The following is an 18,924-nucleotide window of genomic DNA, read 5'->3' as shown; positions in this document are numbered from 1 at the left end:
ATGAAATAGGTCAGATAGCATAATACAAACCATGTTCGGTGTCGATTTACACACACATACGCTCATTTCCGATGGTACCTTCTCTCCTGAGCAGTTGGTACAGGCTGCAGTCGATTTAAAAATCCACACCCTTGCCGTCACAGACCATGACACCATGGATGGCTTGCAGCGTGCCCAAGATTATGCACAAGCACATGATATTCAAATTATTTCTGGGGTAGAGGTTTCCAGTCAGTGGTCTCGACCCAATACCAAAAAGAGTTATGGAGTGCATATTGTTGCCTTGAATATGCAAAATGACGCGCCGATCAAAGCTATGCTGGAACAGCAGAAAAAGGTTCGTGCTGAACGGGCAAAAGTGATTTGTCAGCTCTTAGAAAAATGTATTGATTTTGATATTTATCCTGATGTGATTGCCCAAGTCGATGGGGAAGCAGATCGGGTGACCCGAACCCATATTGCTAAAGCTCTAGTCGAAAGGAATATTGTCAGCCGTCCACAGCAGGCATTTGACCGTTTTCTGAAAGAAGGCAAAAAAGCCTTTGTGAAATTTGAAGGGATGGGTCTTAAAGAAACCATTGATGTAATTCATGCCAGTCAGGGTTTCGCCGTGCTTGCTCATCCGACCCGTTATGACCTGTCAGCAACCAATATTCGTTATTTGATTGAACTCTTTGCCGAATCGGGTGGTGATGCGGTGGAACTACCACCGAGTATCGAACCTGCTTCGACACGTCAAATGGTGGATCGAATGATTCAGCAATTTGATCTAGCGGTTTCGATTGGCAGTGATTTTCATGGCGAGAATATGCCATGGATTAAATTGGGACAGACACCACGGCTTAAAGACGGGCAGCAAGGGATTTGGGAACGCTTTCAATCCCCCGTGATATGAAAAAATTAGAACTTTGCCTCATCCTTATTTTTTTCATGCTGCTTGTATGGGGTGTGCAATGGATGTTTCATGGTTTTGCAGGAGTATAGTAATCACTGTTGCAAGGCTAAGATTAGTCTGAAGGACTAAAGTTTTATCATTCACGCTGCTGAAAGTAATCGATTAAATAATCTAAAAAATGCTGCACTTTTGGCGCGATCAGCTGCCGATGTGGGAACACTGCATAAATTGCCGTTGCTTCAACAGGAAATTCCGGCAAAATCTGCACCAGTTTACCTGTCGCAAGTTCATCTGCCACATGCCAGATCGAATGATTGGAAATACCAAGACCGGCTAGGGCTGCTTGCCGAACACCTTCGCCTGAATTTGTTGCAAAATAACCCTCGACATGAACCTGTTCAACTTTCCCTTCGGCATTGACCAAGTGCCAGTGATTGGTGAGACCTTGACCATGCTGCTGCAAGATACAACGATGCAATTTGAGTTCTGCCAAGCTATGGGGCTGACCATATTTTTCCAGATAGTTGGGGGAAGCGCAGAGTACACGTGGATTGGTACTCAAGCGTTTGGCGATCAAGCTGGAACTTTTTAACTGACCAATGCGAATGGCCAAGTCCATGCCTTGCTGAATCAGGTCGATGTTTTGATCATTTAAATCTAAGTAAATCTTCAGTTCAGGATGTAAGTGGGAAAATCTGGCAATCACGGGCATTAACACCTGAGTACCAAACGTAGCTGAGGTGCTAATCCGTAAAGTCCCTGTTAAGGCTTGATTTGGGGAGGTGAGAGCTTGCTGTAAATGAACAAAATCGTTGATCCAGCCACGTCCATGCTCCAGTACGATTTTGCCTTCCTCTGTTAAAGTCAATTTTCGTGTGGTGCGATGAAATAAACGCAGTTGTAGGCTTTGTTCTAGACGTTGTAATTTCTGACTGGCCACCGACACCGAGATATTGGCGTCCTGTGCGGCTTTGCTGATCGAACCCAAGTCTGCAACACGAATAAAAAACTGAAAATCTTCTGTATTCATTATCAATAAAATCAGAAAAGTATTTCTTGATTATCGTGGTTTTTCGAGTAAATCCCTAGCGCTATTTTTGTACTGAAGCAATCACAGCTTGAAGAGACAGGTCATGAAATATCATTTTTTAGGAAACTCGGGTTTAAAAGTTTCAGAACTGGGATTTGGCGCAGGCACTCTAGGTGGGCAGGGGCAAATTTTCTCTGCTTGGGGGCAAGCCAGTCAAACAGAAGCCAATCAAATGATTCGTGCTGGTTTAGATGCGGGTATTAATTACTTTGATACAGCCGATGTCTATTCTGATGGAGAATCTGAACGAATGCTGGGCAAGGCTTTGGCATCTGAACGTCAACACAATATTATTTCCACTAAAGTTGGGATTCGTAGTTCAGATCATCTCAATGATGCTGGATTTAGTCGGCGTTATTTATTGTCGGCAGTTGAACAGTCATTAACTCGCTTGGGAACGGATTATATTGATGTATTACAGCTGCATCAGTTTGATAGCTTCACCGCATTACCACAATTAATGAAAACCTTAGATGAGTTAGTGCGTAGTGGCAAAGTTCGTTATATCGGCGCGTCTAATTTTGCAGGTTGGCAACTAATGAAAGCCCAAGCGATTGCGGAGCAATATGGCTATGAAAAGTTTGTGGTCAATCAGGTCTACTATTCATTGATTGGTCGTGATTATGAATGGGAGTTGATGCCCTTAAATGATGACCAGCACATTGGCGCAGTAGTGTGGAGTCCGTTGGGCTGGGGCCGATTGACAGGTAAATTTGATCGCGAGAATCCGATTCCAGCACAGAGCCGTTTACATAATACCGCGCAATTCGCGCCGCCAGTCAATGAGGCACATCTCTATGCTGTGATTGATGTGCTCAAACAGATTGCAGCAGAAACTGGCTATACGGTTCCGCAAATTGCCTTAAACTGGTTATTACAGCGTCCAACGGTATCGAGTGTGTTGATTGGCGCGCGTAATCAAACTCAACTGCAAGATAACCTTGTTGCCAAAGATATTCAGCTATCGATTGAACAGAGCGAACGTTTAAATCAGGTCAGTGCGATCTATCCGCCCTATCCTTATTATCCCTATTGGAATGGACAGTTCACTGAACGTTTTAAGTCCATCGTCCCGTCACAATTTATTTAACTGATGTTAAGCTGAAAAAAATGCCCTCATTGCAGGGCATTGAAATTAGAGTAAGTTATGGTCATGCGCCTGAATTGGCGGCGGGGTTGGGCGACCTAAAGTTCCAAGTAATTCAATTTCAATTGAACGTACCATCGCATCCAGCGGTAAGTCATTGCTTTGTGTGCCGAAAGGTTCTTCTATTTCAGTACTTAAAGCATCCAGACCTAAAAAGGTATAGGCCAAAATACCGACCAATAGCGGTGTCACCAAGCCCAATAAAGAGCCGAGACTGAAGGGCAACATAAAGCAGAAAAAATACACGGTACGATTCAGTAAAACCGAATAGGCGAATGGAATTGGAGTATTTGCGATCCGATCGCAGCCAGTTTGCATTTCACTGAGTGCTGCAACATGGCGGTTCATCTGGGTATAAATAATATCCGAGATTTCGCCTTCTTTCATGGCTTGTAACAGTTCCCATTGAATTAGGCTCAAGGTGTACTGCGGCGCATTATGCTGTTGATAAAGTTGCGTCAATGCTTGTTGACTCAGACCGCTGGTTTCTGTCAGCTCGGTTGGATTGGCGGTTTGATGACGCAGACGATCACGCAGTACATTGGCAAACACAATCACGTTTTGAATAATACGTTCACGACGTGCTTGGGTCAGGACGCGGCAATCTCGGTCAAAATGGCGCGCAGTGGCAATCAACACCCCCCAGAGTTTACGTGCTTCCCACCAACGGTCATAACAGGCGGTATTCTTAAATCCCAAGAAAATGGACAGTACCACACCAATCAAAGTGAAGCCGACCAAGGGAATTTCAGGGAAACGATACAGATTGACATACTCGACCCCACCAATAATGGCAGAGATCAGCATGACGAAACCAAGAGAGGGCAAAATTTTGGGTAAAATCGTTCCTCGCCATGAGAATAAAACTTTAAAAATACTCGGCTGGTCACGGACAATCATGTTATTTGAATCATTAATTTTATGTCTTGATATTCCTGTTTGGTTTAAGCTTTGTCAAGGCGAGATTGCTTGGTTTTAATAGGGTTGAGTAGTTGTTGTTCAGAAAATGAAAAATAGCCTTCAGCTGAAATAATAAAATGATCAATCAAGTGAATTTCCAGCAGTTTGCAGGCTTGTTTGAGTTGTTGGGTCAGATAAATATCTTCTGTTGACGGTTGTGCAGTGCCATAGGGATGATTGTGCGCTACTACGATTTGACAGGCCTGTTGTTGCAGGGCATAGCGTAAGGTTTGATTCAGTGAAACCGTGCAGGAATGATGGGAACCAAAGAACAGCTTTTTAAAATGTAATTTTCTCAGTTCGGCATCTAAACACAGAACGGCAAAAACTTCCTGTTTTTCACCTTGCAGTTCATAACGTAAATAGTCGAGCACTAAGGTTGAAGTATCTAGGCAAAGCCGTTGTTGTTGGAAATGATTATTCAGATAACGCCGTCCGAGTTCCTTCACGGCCATCAGCTGTGCATATTTGGTGGAGGCTATGCCATTAAATTGTGATAAATCTTCAAAATTGGCATCAAATATCAAATTAAGTCCGCCAAAATGTTGAATCAAAATACGCGCCAATTCCACTGCAGAGTGCTGTTTTGAGCCTGAACGCAGAAAAATCGCCAGCAGTTCAGCATCGGATAAGCTTTGCGGTCCTTGGGATAAAAGTCGTTCTCTTGGGCGTTCTTGTTCAGGCCAGGTTTTAATAGATTGATTCAATCGTTAATTTCCTTTTGATTTTATTGTGATTATTTTTTTAACGCGCAAAAATAATTGCGCGCCTTTTCCTTTTATAGGGTGTCATGTCAACACGATTTTCGATCATCGTCAGTGCTGAAATGTTGAGGGTGCTACTTGGGTATCTACTTATTTAATGCTATTGTGAGCGCCACTGCAACAGTAAGGTATCCTGTTTGTGAGCTTCGATCTAAGTGTTATTCCCCATAAAAACATTATATTAGCGGTTACAGGTGGTATTGCTGCCTATAAAAGTGCCATTCTGGTCCGCCGTTTAAAAGATTTCGGTTTTGATGTCCGTGTGGTCATGACCCATGGCGCACAAGCATTTATTACCCCACTCACTTTTCAAGCACTTTCAGGCAATCCTGTGCACACCGAATTGCTTGATCCTGAAGCTGAAGCAGGCATGGGACATATCGAATTGGCACGTTGGGCTGATTTGGTTTTGGTGGCACCTGCCAGCTGTGACAGCATTGCAAAATTTGCTAATGGCTTGGCAGATGATCTGCTCAGTACGCTATATCTGGCAACCAAAGCACCAGTTTGGGTTGCACCCGCGATGAATCAGCAAATGTGGGCAGCAAAAGCCACACAACGCAATTTGCAAACTTTGGTTGAAGATGGCGTGCATGTGATCATGCCAGATGCGGGTGAACAAGCCTGTGGAGATGTGGGTCTAGGGCGTATGCCTGAGCCTGAAGATTTGGCTCGCCAAGTTGCAGCTTATTTCCATAAGGCGCAACGTGCCTTGGCTGAAAAATTCGGTTTGTTAGCTGGAAAGCGCGTCACCATTACCGCTGGGCCGACCCGTGAAGCGATTGACCCTGTACGTTATATTTCCAACCACAGCACGGGTAAAATGGGCTTTGCTTTGGCAGCAGCGTGTTATGCCGCAGGGGCAAAAGTCACCTTGGTGGCAGGGCCTGTCAGTCTGGATACGCCGAATGGTGTGCAACGTATGAATGTGAGTTCTGCCATGCAGATGCTCGATGTCAGCATGAATCAGCTGAAAGAAGGCTGTGACATCTTTATCGCAACCGCAGCGGTGGCGGATTATCGCGTGGCACAAGTGGCTGAGCATAAGATTAAGAAAGCAGGTGATGAGCTTGCGGTGGCGTTGGTCAAAAATCCAGATATCGTGGCGACCATTGCGCAGCAAGAACAACGTCCATTCATGGTTGGCTTTGCTGCTGAAACGCAAAATGTTGAAGAATATGCTGCGGGTAAACTGGTAGCGAAAAAACTGGACATGATTGCCTGTAATGATGTGTCACGTCCAGATATCGGTTTTGCTTCAGATGAAAATGCCATGACCGTGTTCTTTGCCCAGTCTTATCACATGAAAAAGCGTGAGCTGGAAAAGGCCTCAAAACAAGAGATTTCGCAGCAGTTGGTTGAGTCGATTGCGGATGCTTTACGCCGTCGCTTATAAAACCTGAACGCGATCTTTTTTTATCAAAATGCAACGATTCCGTTGCATTTTTTATGTATGCTAAATCAGCAATCGCCATTGGTGCTTTGAAGTCAAAGCACGATGTTTTGCGCCAAGAAATTAAGCATAGCCACAGTTTTTGATAGGATATCCGAATGATTAAAAAAACTTTAGCCACTGTTATGATGTTATCCGCGTTTGCATTGAGCCATACGGCAATGGCTGCGGGTTTAGACGATGACATGAAAACGCTGGGGAAAAATTATAAAGCGTTTAACCAAGCTGCAACGCCACAGGCGGCAACAGCTGCTTTGGATAATATGCGTGCTGCTGCGACCCATTCAAAACAGTATAAATTAGCGCCGAATACCACTGAAAAAGTGCCAGCCTCTACTGCTTTATTCGACCAGATTGTCGGGGAAATTGATAAAGCCAAATTGTTGGTGCAAGCAGGTAAGCTGGATGAAGCGAAAAAACAAGGTAAAAAGATTGCTGAATTACGTGACCAAGGACATAAGTATTACACCCATTAATCTATAAAGATTAGTCATCGAAATGATAGCGCCGTACTTCAAGAAGTACGGCTTTTTTTTATCGGGATTGGAGACACTACAAAGACAAAACGAAGACTGAGCATGATTCAGATTTTCACAGAATGGCAAAGTTGCTACAGTGAAAACATGAATGATGAGAGGTGATGATATGTCCTCACAACAACGTAATTATGAACGCATTGCTCAAGCGATTCAGTATATTCAACAAAACTTTCAGCAACAGCCGCAACTGGATGAAGTGGCAGCACATATTCATTTAAGCCCAGCGCATTTTCAGCGTTTATTTACCGAGTGGGTCGGCACCAGTCCAAAAAAGTTTTTGCAGTATATAAGTGTTGAACATGCCAAGAAGATTTTAAAACAAGAGCAGGGCAGTATTTTTGATGCAACCTTTGCCACAGGACTGTCCAGCACCAGTCGATTACATGATCTGTTTATTCAGATCGAAGGGATGACCCCTGCTGAATATAAACATGGTGGACAGAGCCTGACGATTCACTATCAATTCGCAGAGACCTTGTTTGGTGAAGTGTTGATTGCATCGACACATAAAGGCATTTGTGCACTGAGTTTTGTGGAGAATCGGGCTGATGCCTTGCAACAGTTAACAGCACAATTTCCTCAGGCTGAGTTTATTGAACAGCTCGATGCATTTCAACACAGTGCTTTGGCCTTGTTTCAAAAGGATCAACCGCAATTGGCAGAGATTAAACTGCATTTAAAAGGCACCGAGTTTCAGCTTAAAGTATGGCAAAGCCTGCTCAAGATTCCAATGGGGCAGCTCTCTACGTATGGTGAGTTGGCCAAAGCCATTGAGCATCCCAAAGCTGCACGAGCTGTCGGCACCGCTATTGGCAGTAATCCTGTGGCATTTCTGATTCCCTGTCATCGGGTGATTCAGTCTACAGGTGCTTTGGGTGGCTATGAGTGGGGAACATTGCGTAAAACAGCATTGATTGGTTGGGAAGGTGCACAAACCCATGCAGCCACCTGAATTGACACAAATCCAAGCGGTGATCGATCAGATTCAAGCTGCGGATTGGGAGGCCATCACTGAGCAAATGCACCAACAAGGCTTTGCCCTGATCGAGCAGGTTCTATCGACCGAGTTATGTGAAATGCTAAAACAGGCATATCCGCAAACCGAACTGTACCGTAAAACTGTAGAGATGCAGCGTTATCGTTTTGGTCGAGGTGAATACAAGTATTTTACTTACCCATTACCGAATCTGATTGAGCGGATACGGCATGAGATTTATCCATATTTGGTACCGATTGCCAATGCATGGTTTCGGGTGTTGAAGTTAGAACATTCATTTCCGTCCTCCCATGCTGAGTTTTTACAGCAGTGCCATCAACAGGGACAAAGGCTGGCAACGCCATTGATTTTGAAATATGGGCAAGGCGGCTTTAATACGCTTCATCAGGACTTATATGGTGAGGTGTATTTCCCGATACAGCTAGTGATTGTATTGAGTCAGCCGAATGTGGATTTTAGTGGCGGAGAATTGGTTTTTACCCAACAAACACCCAGAGCACAATCTAAGGCTATGGTGGTGCAGCCACAGCAAGGTGATCTGTTGATTTTCACCACCCAATTTAAACCTGAAAAAGGCAGTCAGGGCTATTATCGGGTCAATATGAAGCATGGTGTCAGCCCCATTCATCGAGGTGAACGTTATAGCCTCGGGATTATTTTCCATGATGCGGTGAGTTAATCTGATGTGGCGGCATCTAGACTTAACACAGACCGAGTTACATCAAAAACTGAAACAGCAACAGATTGTATTTGCAGGCAATGCACAGCTTAAGATTTATGGCAGATTGACCTGTGCCTCAGGGAAGCGCATGCTAAAAAAGAATCGGGTATTTTTTGTCGATGAGCAAGAAGCAATTGCACAAGGTTTCCGACCGTGTGGACATTGTATGCAGCAAGCCTATAAGAAGTGGAAAGATGCAACTATTTGATATTGAAGCTGATCCAAAGCAGAATCATTTGCCCTATGACGGTACGGTACAGTACTACGGCAAAGTGGTGCAGACTGCGGCTGCAGATTATTATTTTGATCAACTGATGCAGACCATTGCATGGGAAAATGATCAGGCGCTGATTTTTGGAAAGTTATTGACGACTAAACGTAAAGTGGCGTGGTATGGGGATCGGCGCTTTGAATATACCTATTCCAATATGAATAAATATGCCTTGCCGTGGACACAGGAATTACTGGAGTTAAAACAACTGGCCGAAGAGTTAAGCGGTGAGACATTCAACTCTTGTTTGCTCAATCTTTATCATAGTGGTGAAGAGGGAATGGCGTGGCATAGCGATGCTGAAACAGACTTAAAAAAAGATGGGGCAATTGCCTCATTTAGCTTTGGCGCTGAGCGAAAATTTGCATTTAAACATAAGCAGAGCAAAGAAAAAGTTGAACTCTATTTAGAACATGGCAGTTTATTGGTGATGAAAGATACCACGCAGACCTACTGGTTGCATCGCTTACCACCGACGAAGAAAGTCAGTACGGCGCGGGTGAATCTGACCTTTAGAACCATTGTGGATTGAGCATAAAAAAAGGACTGAAAAATCAGTCCTTTTTTGGATAAGGCAGGATAAAGCTTATGCTTGACCTTGCGCATCTGCATCCGCTTGTAGGCGTTGCATGTTTGCTTCAAATTCAGCATCAAAGTTGATTGGAGTAAGCAGCAATTGCGGGAAGCTACCTTTAGTCACTAAATCATTCACTGCTTCACGTAAGAACGGGAACAAGATATTTGGGCAGTACGCGCCCAAGATGTATGGAAGGCGATCTTCTTCTACACCATCAACCAAGAAAATGCCTGATTGCGTTACATCTACGATGAACGCAGTTTCATTTTCGTTGTTGGCTTGAACCACAACTTTTAAAGACACTTCATAATGAGTTGGATCAATTTTTTCTGCAGCAGAAGATAAATTGATGTTCAGTTCAGGTTGCCATTGCTTAGTAAAAACTTGTGCACCTGGAACTTCAAAAGAAATGTCTTTGGTATAGATACGTTCTAACGCGAGTTGTGGTTGAACTTGTTCTTCGCTCATTGTTTTTCCTTAAATCTTGGATTTAGATGTTGTTAAGCTAATAATTGGTCGAGTTTACCTTCACGCTCTAAAGCATAAAGTTGATCAAAACCGCCAATGAATTGGTCTTTGATAAAAATTTGCGGCACCGTACGGTGATTAGTACGTTGCATTAACTCAATACGAACTTCTGGCGCTTCATTGGAAAGATTAATTTCTTTATAGGCAACGCCTTTGCGCTCAAGTAATTGTTTTGCGCGTACGCAATATGGGCAAGAAAGCGTTGAATAAATGGTGACGTTTTGCGTAGTCATTTTATCTCTCCTTAAGCTTTGGTTTTGCTTTTCACTAAAGGTAAGCCTTGAGCTTTCCAATTGCTAATACCACCGTCTAAGCGGTAGCTGTCGGCATGACCAACTTTTTGCAATGCTGAGCCTGCAACCTGACCTAAGTTACAAATGAAGACCAAGGGACGATCACTTGCTTTTAATTCATCGACATGACTTGTAATCTGGCTATATGGAATGTTACGGCTGCCGCTGATGTGACCATCACGGAAATCTTTTCCATCACGTAAGTCGATCAAAATCGCATTTTTTGCTTTGACCAAAATACCTAGAGATTGTGGTGAAATTTTACGACCGTTGCGCTGTCCTTCTAAAACAAAGAACAACACGATTAACACGCCGAGCGCACCAAATAAGAAGGGGTGATTCCCCATAAACTCTAACCAGCGTTCCACAAGTCACCTAAAGTTAAAATCAAAATTGACCCTGAGTATAACTTATCTCAATGGTGATCAAAATCTTTAGTTCAAGGGCAAGCAGCGAAGAAAATTAACTTTTTTGCTGTGCTTCCTGAATTTCATCCAGTAAACGTAAATAACTGTCCAAACGGCGCGGCAAAATTTCACCTGCATCAACCGCTTGTTTCAGCGCACAATTTTTCTCATGGGTATGGGTACAGTTACGAAATTGGCAAAGCCCCAAATGCGCTTCAATCTCTGGAAAACCGGTACGAACCTTTTCTAAACTGAGATGCCACAGCCCAAATTCACGGATTCCTGGGGAATCAATCAATGCACCGTTTGTTCCAAATTTAATCAAACGAGTAGAAGTAGTGGTATGTTGACCGAGTGCCGAGTTCTCTGAAATGACATTGGTCTTCTGTGCTGCATCGGGAACAATGGTATTGATCAATGAACTTTTACCAACCCCTGATTGTCCAACGAAAGCGACGGTTTCATTATCAATACGATTTGAAAGCGCAGATAAGTCACCTTGTGAATGACAGATTAAGGTTTCATAACCTAAAGACTCATATTCACTCAGTAAGGTCAGAATCGGATCATTGTCCGTAAGCAAGTCAGATTTATTCAGTACTAACAGCGCAGGGATATTGGCATCGGCACACGCGACCAGATAGCGGTCAATCAAGGTTGGAGCGGGTTCTGGCAGCGGGGCAAATACAATCACAATCAGACTAATATTGGCGGCGACAGGTTTGACCTTATGATAACGGTCTGGTCGGGTGAGCAAGGATTGTCTTGGGTAAATTGCGGTGATAATACCTAAGCCAGTAATTGGATCGGCCTGCCATTTAACCCGATCACCTGTGACCAACAGTTCTAGGTTGGTACGGGTATGACAGCGCCAAACGCTGTCGAGTTCAATCGGTTTCCAGAACGGTTCTGGTTCACCTTCAACCACATGTGGTTTTTCAGGGTGCTGTTCAGGCACAGATAAAGCTTGTACTTCGAGTTGACGACCATAATGCTGAACAACCAGTCCATCCAGATCTTGCGATGTATCAATGTCGTCTTGACGTGATTTATGCTGTTTCTCAATACGACGCTGCTGTTGTTCGGTTAAACGACGCTTACGAATTAAAGCCATTCATATCCCAAAAATCCACACTTTGAAGACCGCAAAAATAGCACGAAGCCGCTATAGAATTACAGCCAAGATGTAATTAATTTGCTACTATTGATGTTTTTAAGCACATTAGAATCGCCATCCATGAGCAGCACCCCTGATACACGATTAATTTGGATCGATCTGGAAATGACAGGTCTCGATACCGATAACGACAAGATTATTGAAATTGCAACAATTATTACAGATGACCATTTGAATATCTTGGCTGAAGGACCTGTTTTAGCGGTACATCAATCTGATTTGATTCTAAATGCGATGGATGAGTGGAATACCAAACAACATGGTCAGTCGGGTCTGATTGAGCGAGTGCGCCGCAGTAAGTTAAAGGCTGAAGATGCAGAACAGCAAACCCTTGAGTTTTTAAAGAAATGGGTCAGCCCAAAATCATCGCCGATGTGTGGGAACTCGATTTGCCAAGACCGCCGTTTCTTGCATCGTTTGATGCCTGAGTTAGAACAGTTTTTCCATTACCGTAATTTAGATGTGTCTTCGGTGAAAGAGTTAGCGAAACGCTGGAGACCTGAAATTATGAGCGGCTTAAAGAAAAATGCTTCGCACTTGGCGATGGATGACATCCGTGATTCGATTGCAGAATTGAAATACTATCGTGAATACTTTTTCATCATGAATAACGATAACTAATCAGTTTATGAACAAAGTATAAAAAGGAGCGTATGCTCCTTTTTTAATATATGAAAAAATTTGGGCTTGCTCAAAAAATCGCTTAAACTCGATGTTTAATTGCAAACTATAAAAAAGAGAGCGTACATGCAAAGTACTAACCCTATTTTAACACGGGTAGAAACCTATCAAAATTTGGCTGAGCCAATGACCATTCAGGGTGCGATTCAAAAATCAGTCCTGTTAACGGTGATTGCAGCTGTTTTAGGCATAGCCTTATTTTTCTACTGTGCGATGACTGCTAATCTGTCGATTGCCTATGCTGCAACGATTATTGGCGCAGTAGGTGGTTTAATCCTTGCCTTAATTACCACCTTTAAATCTAATACTGCACCAGCTTTAGCCATTCCTTATGCCTTGTTTGAAGGGGCGTTTTTAGGTGGTGTATCGTTTATTTTCCAATTGAAATATCCAGGTGTCCCTTTACAAGCTCTGCTTGCGACTTTTGTGACCACATTGGTTTTATTTGCCTTATATAAATTCCAAGTGATTCGCGCCACTGAAAAGTTTAAAGCAGTTGTGATTTCTGCCTCGATTGCGATTGCCTTGGTATTTGTCGTACAGATCATTTTGCGTTTAGCATTTGGTTCAAGCATTCCTTATATCTTTGAAAGTAACTGGTTGGGTATTGGCTTTGCTGCCTTTGTTGCGGTCATCGCATCATTAAACCTGATCTTGGATTTTGACTTGATTGAAAATGCGGCTGCACAACGCGCACCAAAAGCATTTGAATGGATCTGTGCCATCGCCTTATTGGCAACTTTGGTGTGGATGTATTATTCATTCTTGCGTTTACTCAGTCTGCTTCGTGGCGATGACTAAGCCCAAAGCAAGATAAATTATCAATCGTCTTCTCTTGAAGGCGATTTTTTTATGCAAGATTGTAAAAAAGGTGGATTATGCAATTCCGCAAGCGGCGGAATATTGGCATGATGTGGTGAAAATTTTTCGAGTGAGAATAAGATGTCACAAGGACTTTTAGCTGGTAAACGTTTTTTAATTGCCGGTATTGCAAGTAAATTATCGATTGCTTTTGGTATTGCATCAGCACTCCACCGTGAAGGTGCAGAGCTTGCGTTTACTTATCCAAATGAAAAGCTGAAAAAACGTGTCGATGATTTTGCAGCACAGTTTGGTTCAACACTGGTTTTTCCTTGTGATGTTGCTGTTGACGCAGAAATTGACAATGCTTTTGTTGAATTGGCAAAACACTGGGATGGTTTAGACGGTGTAGTGCATTCAATCGGTTTTGCCCCTGCACATACGCTTGACGGTGACTTTACTGACGTGACTGATCGCGATGGTTTTAAAATTGCACATGACATTAGTGCTTATAGCTTTATCGCGATGGCACGTGCGGCTAAACCATTATTACAAGCACGCCAAGGTTGTTTATTGACTTTGACTTACCAAGGTTCTGAGCGTGTGATGCCGAACTATAACGTGATGGGCATGGCCAAAGCATCGTTAGAAGCGGGCGTTCGTTATTTGGCGTCAAGCTTGGGTGTAGACGGTATTCGCGTGAATGCAATTTCTGCGGGTCCAATCCGTACTTTGGCAGCTTCAGGCATTAAATCATTCCGTAAAATGTTAGATGCCAATGAAAAAATTGCGCCATTGAAACGCAATGTGACCATTGAAGAAGTGGGTAATGCCGCATTATTCCTTTGCTCGCCGTGGGCTTCAGGTATTACTGGCGAAATCATGTATGTCGATGGTGGTTTTAATACCGTAGGTATGAGTCAGTCGATGATGGATGATGAATAATTAGATTGATCTAAATTATTTGATAAAGCCGCTTTTAGAGCGGCTTTGTTTTTTGAGAGTATTAAATTTTAGCGTTCGGAATTAGTGAAGTCGCTGATTGCTTTTTTATATTTCGTATAAGCTCCAATAAACTTCTGTATTTTGAGTACAAAAAAAGCCTTCAAATGGTTCAATTTCTAAAATTTTATCAATAGTCTCTTTAGAAGAACAAAGAAATGAACAGTGGCTATCCCAATGTGTTGTTATGAGTAGACTCTGATCGTGTGCAAATACACAACCATGGGCAGGTATTTCGTCTTTTTCAATTAGGTCTTCAACCCAGTAAAGCTTCCTTTCTGTGCCGAATTCATCTCCGACCCAAAGCCAATTATGCCCAATTATTTTGATGGCATTTAAGAGTTTATTTTCAATAAAGGGGGATAAATAACCCTCTTGTGGAAGGATAATATGCTGACTTTGAAGCGCCGTAAGCTTTTCGGAAAAATATTTGTTTGATCGTTCTGGCTTTATGCCATTAATTATGGTTCTTAGACCAATATCTATATCTGAAAACGTTGTAAGTCCTGAAAGTAATAGAGTTTCACTCCAGCTTATTGTAGAGCAGCTCTCAATAAATTGATGCTTACTAGGCCATCTTGATGGGCAAAAACACTCGAGTTCAATTTTAGTAGACATAAAAAAAGGATGAAATATGACAAAGACACTCTCAAATTGCCCCTCATAAAATGAAAGAATCTTCTTGTCATAAGGACAGGATGCGAACTTTTCTGGTGTTGGTAAAATTCTATTAGTCATTAATTATCTATTTATGAAATATAACGTTGGAGTTAATGATGTACCAAAGTACTCTAGAGCGACTTATTATCTCTTGCTAGCTAGGTGTGAAGGTTAGTATTAGAATCGAATAGAAAAATCTGAACTATTTATTTCTACTCCATTATCATTATTCATCTAATTTGCAAGATATCTCGCTGTATACCTATAGGTTAATGTGAGACTTTGAAAGAAATTCATAATTAAGATGGTCTATATACTCTCCTTTGAGCGCCTTGAATTCTATTTTATTTTTCCATTTTTATGAAAGGATATTACTATAGTTATACTCCAGACTTGCTGTATAACCAATTATATTTTTTATATTATGTATCTATGTTTTGTTCAAAGATAAAATCACAATATTTGCATAAATAGAAAAATCGAGGAATAAAACAAAAGTCCTCGGTTTATTCAAAAATGAGCCGAGGACTTTAAGCGATTAAACAATAGCGCGAGTGCTATTGTTTCGGCAGTTCTTTAACAGGACTTCCACCCATGGCTTGCATTAACGTCACATAGGCATTGTATTGATTCTGCTTGGTTTCAACCAAGCTGAGTCGTGCATTACGTGTGGTTTCCTGTGCATCCAATAAGTTCTTTAAGGCAATCGCTCCATTGCGATAACGCACTTCGGTTAAACGTTCAGTTTTATCTGCCAGCTCAACATTACGTTGTTGTAACTGTACTTGCTGATTCAGTTGAGTGCGATTGGATAGCGCATTTTCCACATCGGCAAAAGCTTGGTATAGTGTTTGGCGATACTGGGTAATGGCTTTTTCATACTCAAGATCACTGATCGCAATGTCTTTCTTCATATCATTATATTGAAGAAAGGGTAGGCTCAAGCTCGCACCCAAAGTTAAAGCCGGATTCTTTAACAGTTGGGTTAAAGACGTGCTGGAAGAACCAACATTCCCCGTCAAATTAATTGAAGGGTAATAGCTGGCTTTGGTCGCGTCCTTATTCGCTAAAGTCTTACGCAAACGTAATTCAGATGCTTGTAGATCTGGGCGACGCGATAAAATATCAGCAGGGAGTCCAACCGCGATATTCGGCAGGGCATTGCGAGGTAACTGCGCAGGCTCTTGAATATTCAGTTGTTGTACGGGTTCATGTAGCAAAACGGCAATCGCGGTACGTGCTTCGACGCGTTGCTGTTCGATCTGGCTAAGGCTGGCTTTTTGGCTTTGCACCGATTGTTCTGCTTGGGTTAAATCTAAACCAGATACTGCACCTGCTTTGTATTGTGATTGCACCAAAGAGTAGGTTTTTTGGGTCGAAGCCAAGTTTTGCTGAATGGTTTGATAGCGCTCATTCAGATAGCCCAACTGCCAATACAGCTTTGCTGTCGTGCCAACCAAACTTTGTGCAGTCGCTTGTAAATCTTGTTCAGTGGCTAAGGCTTCCCATCGGCTTGCTTCCGTTTGATTGGCGAGCTTGCCAAATAAATCGAGTTCATAGCTGACGCCAACGCTGGTGGATAAACCACGATCAGAACCATCGCCAGAACGCAGATCAATATTATGACCTGCGGAAACACTAGAACTGGTTCGAATCCCTTGTTTATTTTCAGCGAGACCTGCTTGTAGGCGGGCTTGTTGCAAGGTGATGCCTGCGACACTTAAGTCACTATTTTTAGCCAACACTTGATCGACCAATTGATTTAATTGGGCATCATTAAATAATGTCCACCACTGATCAGTTAGATGGATGCTTTTACTTTTTTGTGCATCGTATTGGAACTGTTGTGGCACTTGGACGGTTGGTGCGTTATAGGGTGTTTTGACGACAGCAGAACAGCCAGCTAAGGAACCAGTGAGTACCAGTGCAAGTCCTAATTTTGTGAATTGAAAAGACATACTCAAATTCCTTATTCTCTCGCTAAAGCAGCAACTGGATCGAGTTGTGCTGCATTTCGTGCTGGCAAGAAGCCAAATACAATACCAATCATGCTTGAGCATACAAACGCTGCAACAATTGAAGTGGTCGAATAACTCATTTCAATGATGCCTTTGGCAAAGTGTCCAATAATCTGTCCAATGCCTAAAGATAGCAGCACACCCAAGATACCGCCCAATAAACAGACCAGAATTGCTTCAATCAGGAATTGCTGCAAAATATCACTTTGACGAGCACCAACCGCCATGCGTACCCCGATTTCTTGGGTCCGCTCAGTCACGGAAACCAGCATAATGTTCATCACGCCAATACCACCCACTACCAACGAAATGACAGCAATCGCTGAAATCAGCAAGGTCATGGTTGCAGTGGTTTGCTGAATGGTTTCACGAATACTGTCAGAGTTTTGGGTAAACACATCTTGTGCGCCGTGACGTTGTTCCAGCAAGGTCAGAATCGCATTCTCAGCAGCGCTACTTGGATATTCATCTTTGATACGCACGATAATGCTACGTACATTGGATTGACCTAGCATACGGCTCATGACAGTCGAGTAGGGCAGATAGACGTTGAGGCTGTCTGAATTTCCCATAAAGCCTTGCTGGGCATCAATCACGCCAATAATTCGACTTGGAACACTGCCCAATAACAGCACTTGACCGACAGGATTGGTACCATCTGCAAAGAAGGTTTTTTCCGTATTGGTATCAATCACCACATCTTGGGCGCGTTCAGTCACACTTGCCTTATCAAAAGGTTGCCCTGATTTAAAGGTCATACCACGAACATAGAAGAAATCAGCACTGACACCATTCACCGTTGCTGCGGCTTCGGTATCTTTATAGCGCAAGGTTAAACTGGTATTGGCAGAAGGGCTGACCCCATCCACATAGGGCTGTTCGGCCAATGCTTCGGCATCGGCAGGCACCAATGTTTTGGCTTGTGAGGTCCGTGAGTTATCACCAAAGCCACGACCTTGATAGACGGTAATGGTATTGGTTCCCAGACTACTGATATTTTCTAGAATTTGCTTCTGTGAGCCATTCCCCAGCGCCACCACGGAGACCACGGATGCAATCCCGATAATAATCCCGAGCATGGTCAAAAAGGTCCGCATACGGTGTGCATTCATGGCGAGTAATGCCATACGGAAGGCTTCACCAAGACGGTCAAAGAAAGAACGCCAAGCGGAGGTTTTTTTCTGCGGGTTACGCTCTAGGGTTTGATGCTCAAGTTCTGGATCACTATGTTCAGGCTCATTGGCACGGTCGGAAATAATATTACCGTCACTGATCTCGATAATACGTGTTGCATTCTTAGCGACATTAAGATCGTGTGTGACCAGAATAATGGTATGGCCTTTGGCATTCAGCTCACGCAAAATGCGCATTACTTCAATACCACTATTCTTATCCAAGGCACCTGTGGGTTCATCGGCAAGAATCACATCCCCACCATTCATCAGCGCACGTGCAATCGAGACACGTTGTTGCTGACCACCAGATAGCTGGCTAGGGCGATGATGTAAGCGTTCTTCAAGTCCTAGTTCGGACAACAATTCAGCAGAGCGTTCCTGACGAAGATGGCTATCAACTCCTGCATAAATTGCAGGCACTTCAACGTTACCTGAAGCACTCAAATCGCCGAGTAAGTGATAACGTTGGAAAATAAAACCAAAATATTCACGGCGCAGTTGTGCCAGTTCATCAGGTTCAAGCTGACGGGTTTCTCGACCATTGACCCGATAGCTGCCTGCGGTCGGTTTATCCAGACAACCCAAGATATTCATCAGGGTCGATTTACCTGAGCCTGATTGCCCGACAATGGCAACCAACTCACCTGCATAAATTTTTAAATCAATGCCTTTGAGGATCTGTACGGTTGCTTCACCCGCGGGAAATTCACGGGTGAGCTGACTGACCTCAAGCAGTGGCTGTGATGAATGTGTTTGATTTTGAGTCAT

At 43.1% G+C, this 18,924-nt stretch carries 21 protein-coding genes; 11 read left to right on the top strand and 10 right to left on the bottom strand.

The features are described 5' to 3' along the window. The first annotated feature begins 31 nt into the window (after positions 1–31). Positions 32–895, top strand: coding sequence for a PHP domain-containing protein (locus tag F957_RS06685; protein WP_016543073.1), 864 nt, complete (start codon positions 32–34; stop codon positions 893–895). Between the two features lie 136 nt (positions 896–1,031). On the opposite strand, the gene F957_RS06690 is transcribed toward F957_RS06685, so the two are convergent. Beyond that, the gene (locus tag F957_RS06690; protein ID WP_016543074.1) at positions 1,032–1,925 is read right to left on the bottom strand and encodes a LysR family transcriptional regulator; all 894 of its coding nucleotides are present in this window, start codon (positions 1,923–1,925) and stop codon (positions 1,032–1,034) included. A gap of 103 nt (positions 1,926–2,028) precedes the next feature. Here F957_RS06690 and F957_RS06695 point away from each other — a divergent pair, with 103 nt between their 5' ends. Further along, the gene (locus tag F957_RS06695) at positions 2,029–3,075 is read left to right on the top strand and encodes an aldo/keto reductase (protein WP_016543075.1); all 1,047 of its coding nucleotides are present in this window, start codon (positions 2,029–2,031) and stop codon (positions 3,073–3,075) included. Between the two features lie 45 nt (positions 3,076–3,120). On the opposite strand, the gene F957_RS06700 is transcribed toward F957_RS06695, so the two are convergent. Together F957_RS06700 and radC are read right to left on the bottom strand one after the other, a co-directional pair. After that, on the bottom strand, positions 3,121–4,032 hold the full coding sequence (locus F957_RS06700; RefSeq protein WP_004655906.1) for a bestrophin family protein: 912 nt from the start codon (positions 4,030–4,032) through the stop codon (positions 3,121–3,123). 44 nt (positions 4,033–4,076) lie between these two features. After that, entirely contained in the window at positions 4,077–4,799 is a 723-nt protein-coding gene (gene radC / locus F957_RS06705; RefSeq protein ID WP_016543076.1) for a RadC family protein, read from the bottom strand. Positions 4,800–4,995: 196 nt separating this feature from the next. On the opposite strand from radC, the gene coaBC reads away from it, so the two are divergent. The 6 genes from coaBC to F957_RS06735 all read left to right on the top strand — a co-directional run bounded on the left by coaBC (position 4,996) and on the right by F957_RS06735 (position 9,369). Next, the gene (coaBC, locus tag F957_RS06710; protein ID WP_016543077.1) at positions 4,996–6,252 is read left to right on the top strand and encodes a bifunctional phosphopantothenoylcysteine decarboxylase/phosphopantothenate--cysteine ligase CoaBC; all 1,257 of its coding nucleotides are present in this window, start codon (positions 4,996–4,998) and stop codon (positions 6,250–6,252) included. Between the two features lie 155 nt (positions 6,253–6,407). Further along, on the top strand, positions 6,408–6,785 hold the full coding sequence (locus F957_RS06715) for a cytochrome b562 (RefSeq protein WP_016543078.1): 378 nt from the start codon (positions 6,408–6,410) through the stop codon (positions 6,783–6,785). A 169-nt stretch (positions 6,786–6,954) separates the two neighbouring features. Then, entirely contained in the window at positions 6,955–7,800 is an 846-nt protein-coding gene (locus F957_RS06720; protein ID WP_016543079.1) for a methylated-DNA--[protein]-cysteine S-methyltransferase, read from the top strand. Continuing rightward, positions 7,787–8,524, top strand: coding sequence for a 2OG-Fe(II) oxygenase (locus F957_RS06725; RefSeq protein ID WP_016543080.1), 738 nt, complete (start codon positions 7,787–7,789; stop codon positions 8,522–8,524). Before F957_RS06720 ends, F957_RS06725 begins: the two co-directional genes overlap by 14 nt. 4 nt (positions 8,525–8,528) lie before the next feature. Next, positions 8,529–8,774: an Ada metal-binding domain-containing protein gene (locus F957_RS06730; RefSeq protein WP_016543081.1), complete on the top strand. Its 246-nt coding sequence runs from the start codon at positions 8,529–8,531 to the stop codon at positions 8,772–8,774. Further along, a complete protein-coding gene (locus F957_RS06735; protein WP_016543082.1) occupies positions 8,761–9,369 on the top strand; it encodes an alpha-ketoglutarate-dependent dioxygenase AlkB family protein in 609 nt (202 codons plus the stop codon). Before F957_RS06730 ends, F957_RS06735 begins: the two co-directional genes overlap by 14 nt. 54 nt (positions 9,370–9,423) lie before the next feature. Here F957_RS06735 and secB read toward each other — a convergent pair whose 3' ends face one another. The 4 genes from secB to rsgA form a co-directional block, all read right to left on the bottom strand. After that, the gene (secB, locus tag F957_RS06740; RefSeq protein ID WP_004655889.1) at positions 9,424–9,882 is read right to left on the bottom strand and encodes a protein-export chaperone SecB; all 459 of its coding nucleotides are present in this window, start codon (positions 9,880–9,882) and stop codon (positions 9,424–9,426) included. A 32-nt stretch (positions 9,883–9,914) separates the two neighbouring features. Beyond that, entirely contained in the window at positions 9,915–10,175 is a 261-nt protein-coding gene (gene grxC, locus F957_RS06745; RefSeq protein WP_005184953.1) for a glutaredoxin 3, read from the bottom strand. Between the two features lie 11 nt (positions 10,176–10,186). Beyond that, positions 10,187–10,603, bottom strand: a complete 417-nt coding sequence (locus F957_RS06750) for a rhodanese-like domain-containing protein (RefSeq protein ID WP_016543083.1) — start codon at positions 10,601–10,603, stop codon at positions 10,187–10,189. A gap of 94 nt (positions 10,604–10,697) precedes the next feature. Next, positions 10,698–11,756, bottom strand: a complete 1,059-nt coding sequence (gene rsgA / locus F957_RS06755) for a ribosome small subunit-dependent GTPase A (protein ID WP_016543084.1) — start codon at positions 11,754–11,756, stop codon at positions 10,698–10,700. Between the two features lie 123 nt (positions 11,757–11,879). On the opposite strand from rsgA, the gene orn reads away from it, so the two are divergent. From orn to F957_RS06770, 3 genes are all read left to right on the top strand, one after another. Next, the gene (gene orn / locus F957_RS06760) at positions 11,880–12,440 is read left to right on the top strand and encodes an oligoribonuclease (protein WP_005239763.1); all 561 of its coding nucleotides are present in this window, start codon (positions 11,880–11,882) and stop codon (positions 12,438–12,440) included. Between the two features lie 126 nt (positions 12,441–12,566). Further along, positions 12,567–13,301, top strand: a complete 735-nt coding sequence (locus F957_RS06765; protein WP_016543086.1) for a Bax inhibitor-1/YccA family protein — start codon at positions 12,567–12,569, stop codon at positions 13,299–13,301. Positions 13,302–13,442: 141 nt separating this feature from the next. Continuing rightward, the gene (locus tag F957_RS06770; protein ID WP_004655876.1) at positions 13,443–14,246 is read left to right on the top strand and encodes an enoyl-ACP reductase FabI; all 804 of its coding nucleotides are present in this window, start codon (positions 13,443–13,445) and stop codon (positions 14,244–14,246) included. Between the two features lie 105 nt (positions 14,247–14,351). On the opposite strand, the gene F957_RS06775 is transcribed toward F957_RS06770, so the two are convergent. From F957_RS06775 to F957_RS06785, 3 genes are all read right to left on the bottom strand, one after another. Further along, entirely contained in the window at positions 14,352–15,041 is a 690-nt protein-coding gene (locus tag F957_RS06775; RefSeq protein ID WP_016543087.1) for a DUF2711 family protein, read from the bottom strand. Between the two features lie 479 nt (positions 15,042–15,520). Next, complete coding sequence (locus F957_RS06780) at positions 15,521–16,921, bottom strand: efflux transporter outer membrane subunit (RefSeq protein WP_016543088.1); 1,401 nt, start codon at positions 16,919–16,921, stop codon at positions 15,521–15,523. Positions 16,922–16,932: 11 nt separating this feature from the next. Next, positions 16,933–18,924 (bottom strand): MacB family efflux pump subunit, encoded by a 1,992-nt coding sequence (locus tag F957_RS06785; RefSeq protein ID WP_016543089.1) that lies wholly within the window; start codon positions 18,922–18,924, stop codon positions 16,933–16,935.

Origin of the sequence: Acinetobacter gyllenbergii CIP 110306 = MTCC 11365, from assembly GCF_000413855.1 — a bacterium.
Lineage (GTDB): Bacteria > Pseudomonadota > Gammaproteobacteria > Pseudomonadales > Moraxellaceae > Acinetobacter > Acinetobacter gyllenbergii.
The sequence above is the reverse complement of the archived record's forward strand: the minus strand, read 5'-3'. Positions and strand labels throughout refer to the sequence as shown.

Excerpts from the sequence above, each read along its gene's own strand:
- F957_RS06685 (WP_016543073.1), top strand. The coding sequence starts at position 32 with ATGTTCGGTGTCGATTTACACACACATACGCTCATTTCCGATGGTACC.
- F957_RS06690 (WP_016543074.1), bottom strand. The coding sequence starts at position 1,925 with ATGAATACAGAAGATTTTCAGTTTTTTATTCGTGTTGCAGACTTGGGT.
- F957_RS06695 (WP_016543075.1), top strand. The coding sequence starts at position 2,029 with ATGAAATATCATTTTTTAGGAAACTCGGGTTTAAAAGTTTCAGAACTG.
- F957_RS06700 (WP_004655906.1), bottom strand. The coding sequence starts at position 4,032 with ATGATTGTCCGTGACCAGCCGAGTATTTTTAAAGTTTTATTCTCATGG.
- F957_RS06715 (WP_016543078.1), top strand. The coding sequence starts at position 6,408 with ATGATTAAAAAAACTTTAGCCACTGTTATGATGTTATCCGCGTTTGCA.
- F957_RS06720 (WP_016543079.1), top strand. The coding sequence starts at position 6,955 with ATGTCCTCACAACAACGTAATTATGAACGCATTGCTCAAGCGATTCAG.
- F957_RS06725 (WP_016543080.1), top strand. The coding sequence starts at position 7,787 with ATGCAGCCACCTGAATTGACACAAATCCAAGCGGTGATCGATCAGATT.
- F957_RS06730 (WP_016543081.1), top strand. The coding sequence starts at position 8,529 with ATGTGGCGGCATCTAGACTTAACACAGACCGAGTTACATCAAAAACTG.
- F957_RS06735 (WP_016543082.1), top strand. The coding sequence starts at position 8,761 with ATGCAACTATTTGATATTGAAGCTGATCCAAAGCAGAATCATTTGCCC.
- secB (WP_004655889.1), bottom strand. The coding sequence starts at position 9,882 with ATGAGCGAAGAACAAGTTCAACCACAACTCGCGTTAGAACGTATCTAT.
- grxC (WP_005184953.1), bottom strand. The coding sequence starts at position 10,175 with ATGACTACGCAAAACGTCACCATTTATTCAACGCTTTCTTGCCCATAT.
- rsgA (WP_016543084.1), bottom strand. The coding sequence starts at position 11,756 with ATGGCTTTAATTCGTAAGCGTCGTTTAACCGAACAACAGCAGCGTCGT.
- orn (WP_005239763.1), top strand. The coding sequence starts at position 11,880 with ATGAGCAGCACCCCTGATACACGATTAATTTGGATCGATCTGGAAATG.
- F957_RS06765 (WP_016543086.1), top strand. The coding sequence starts at position 12,567 with ATGCAAAGTACTAACCCTATTTTAACACGGGTAGAAACCTATCAAAAT.
- F957_RS06770 (WP_004655876.1), top strand. The coding sequence starts at position 13,443 with ATGTCACAAGGACTTTTAGCTGGTAAACGTTTTTTAATTGCCGGTATT.
- F957_RS06775 (WP_016543087.1), bottom strand. The coding sequence starts at position 15,041 with ATGACTAATAGAATTTTACCAACACCAGAAAAGTTCGCATCCTGTCCT.
- F957_RS06780 (WP_016543088.1), bottom strand. The coding sequence starts at position 16,921 with ATGTCTTTTCAATTCACAAAATTAGGACTTGCACTGGTACTCACTGGT.
- F957_RS06785 (WP_016543089.1), bottom strand. The coding sequence starts at position 18,924 with ATGACTCAAAATCAAACACATTCATCACAGCCACTGCTTGAGGTCAGT.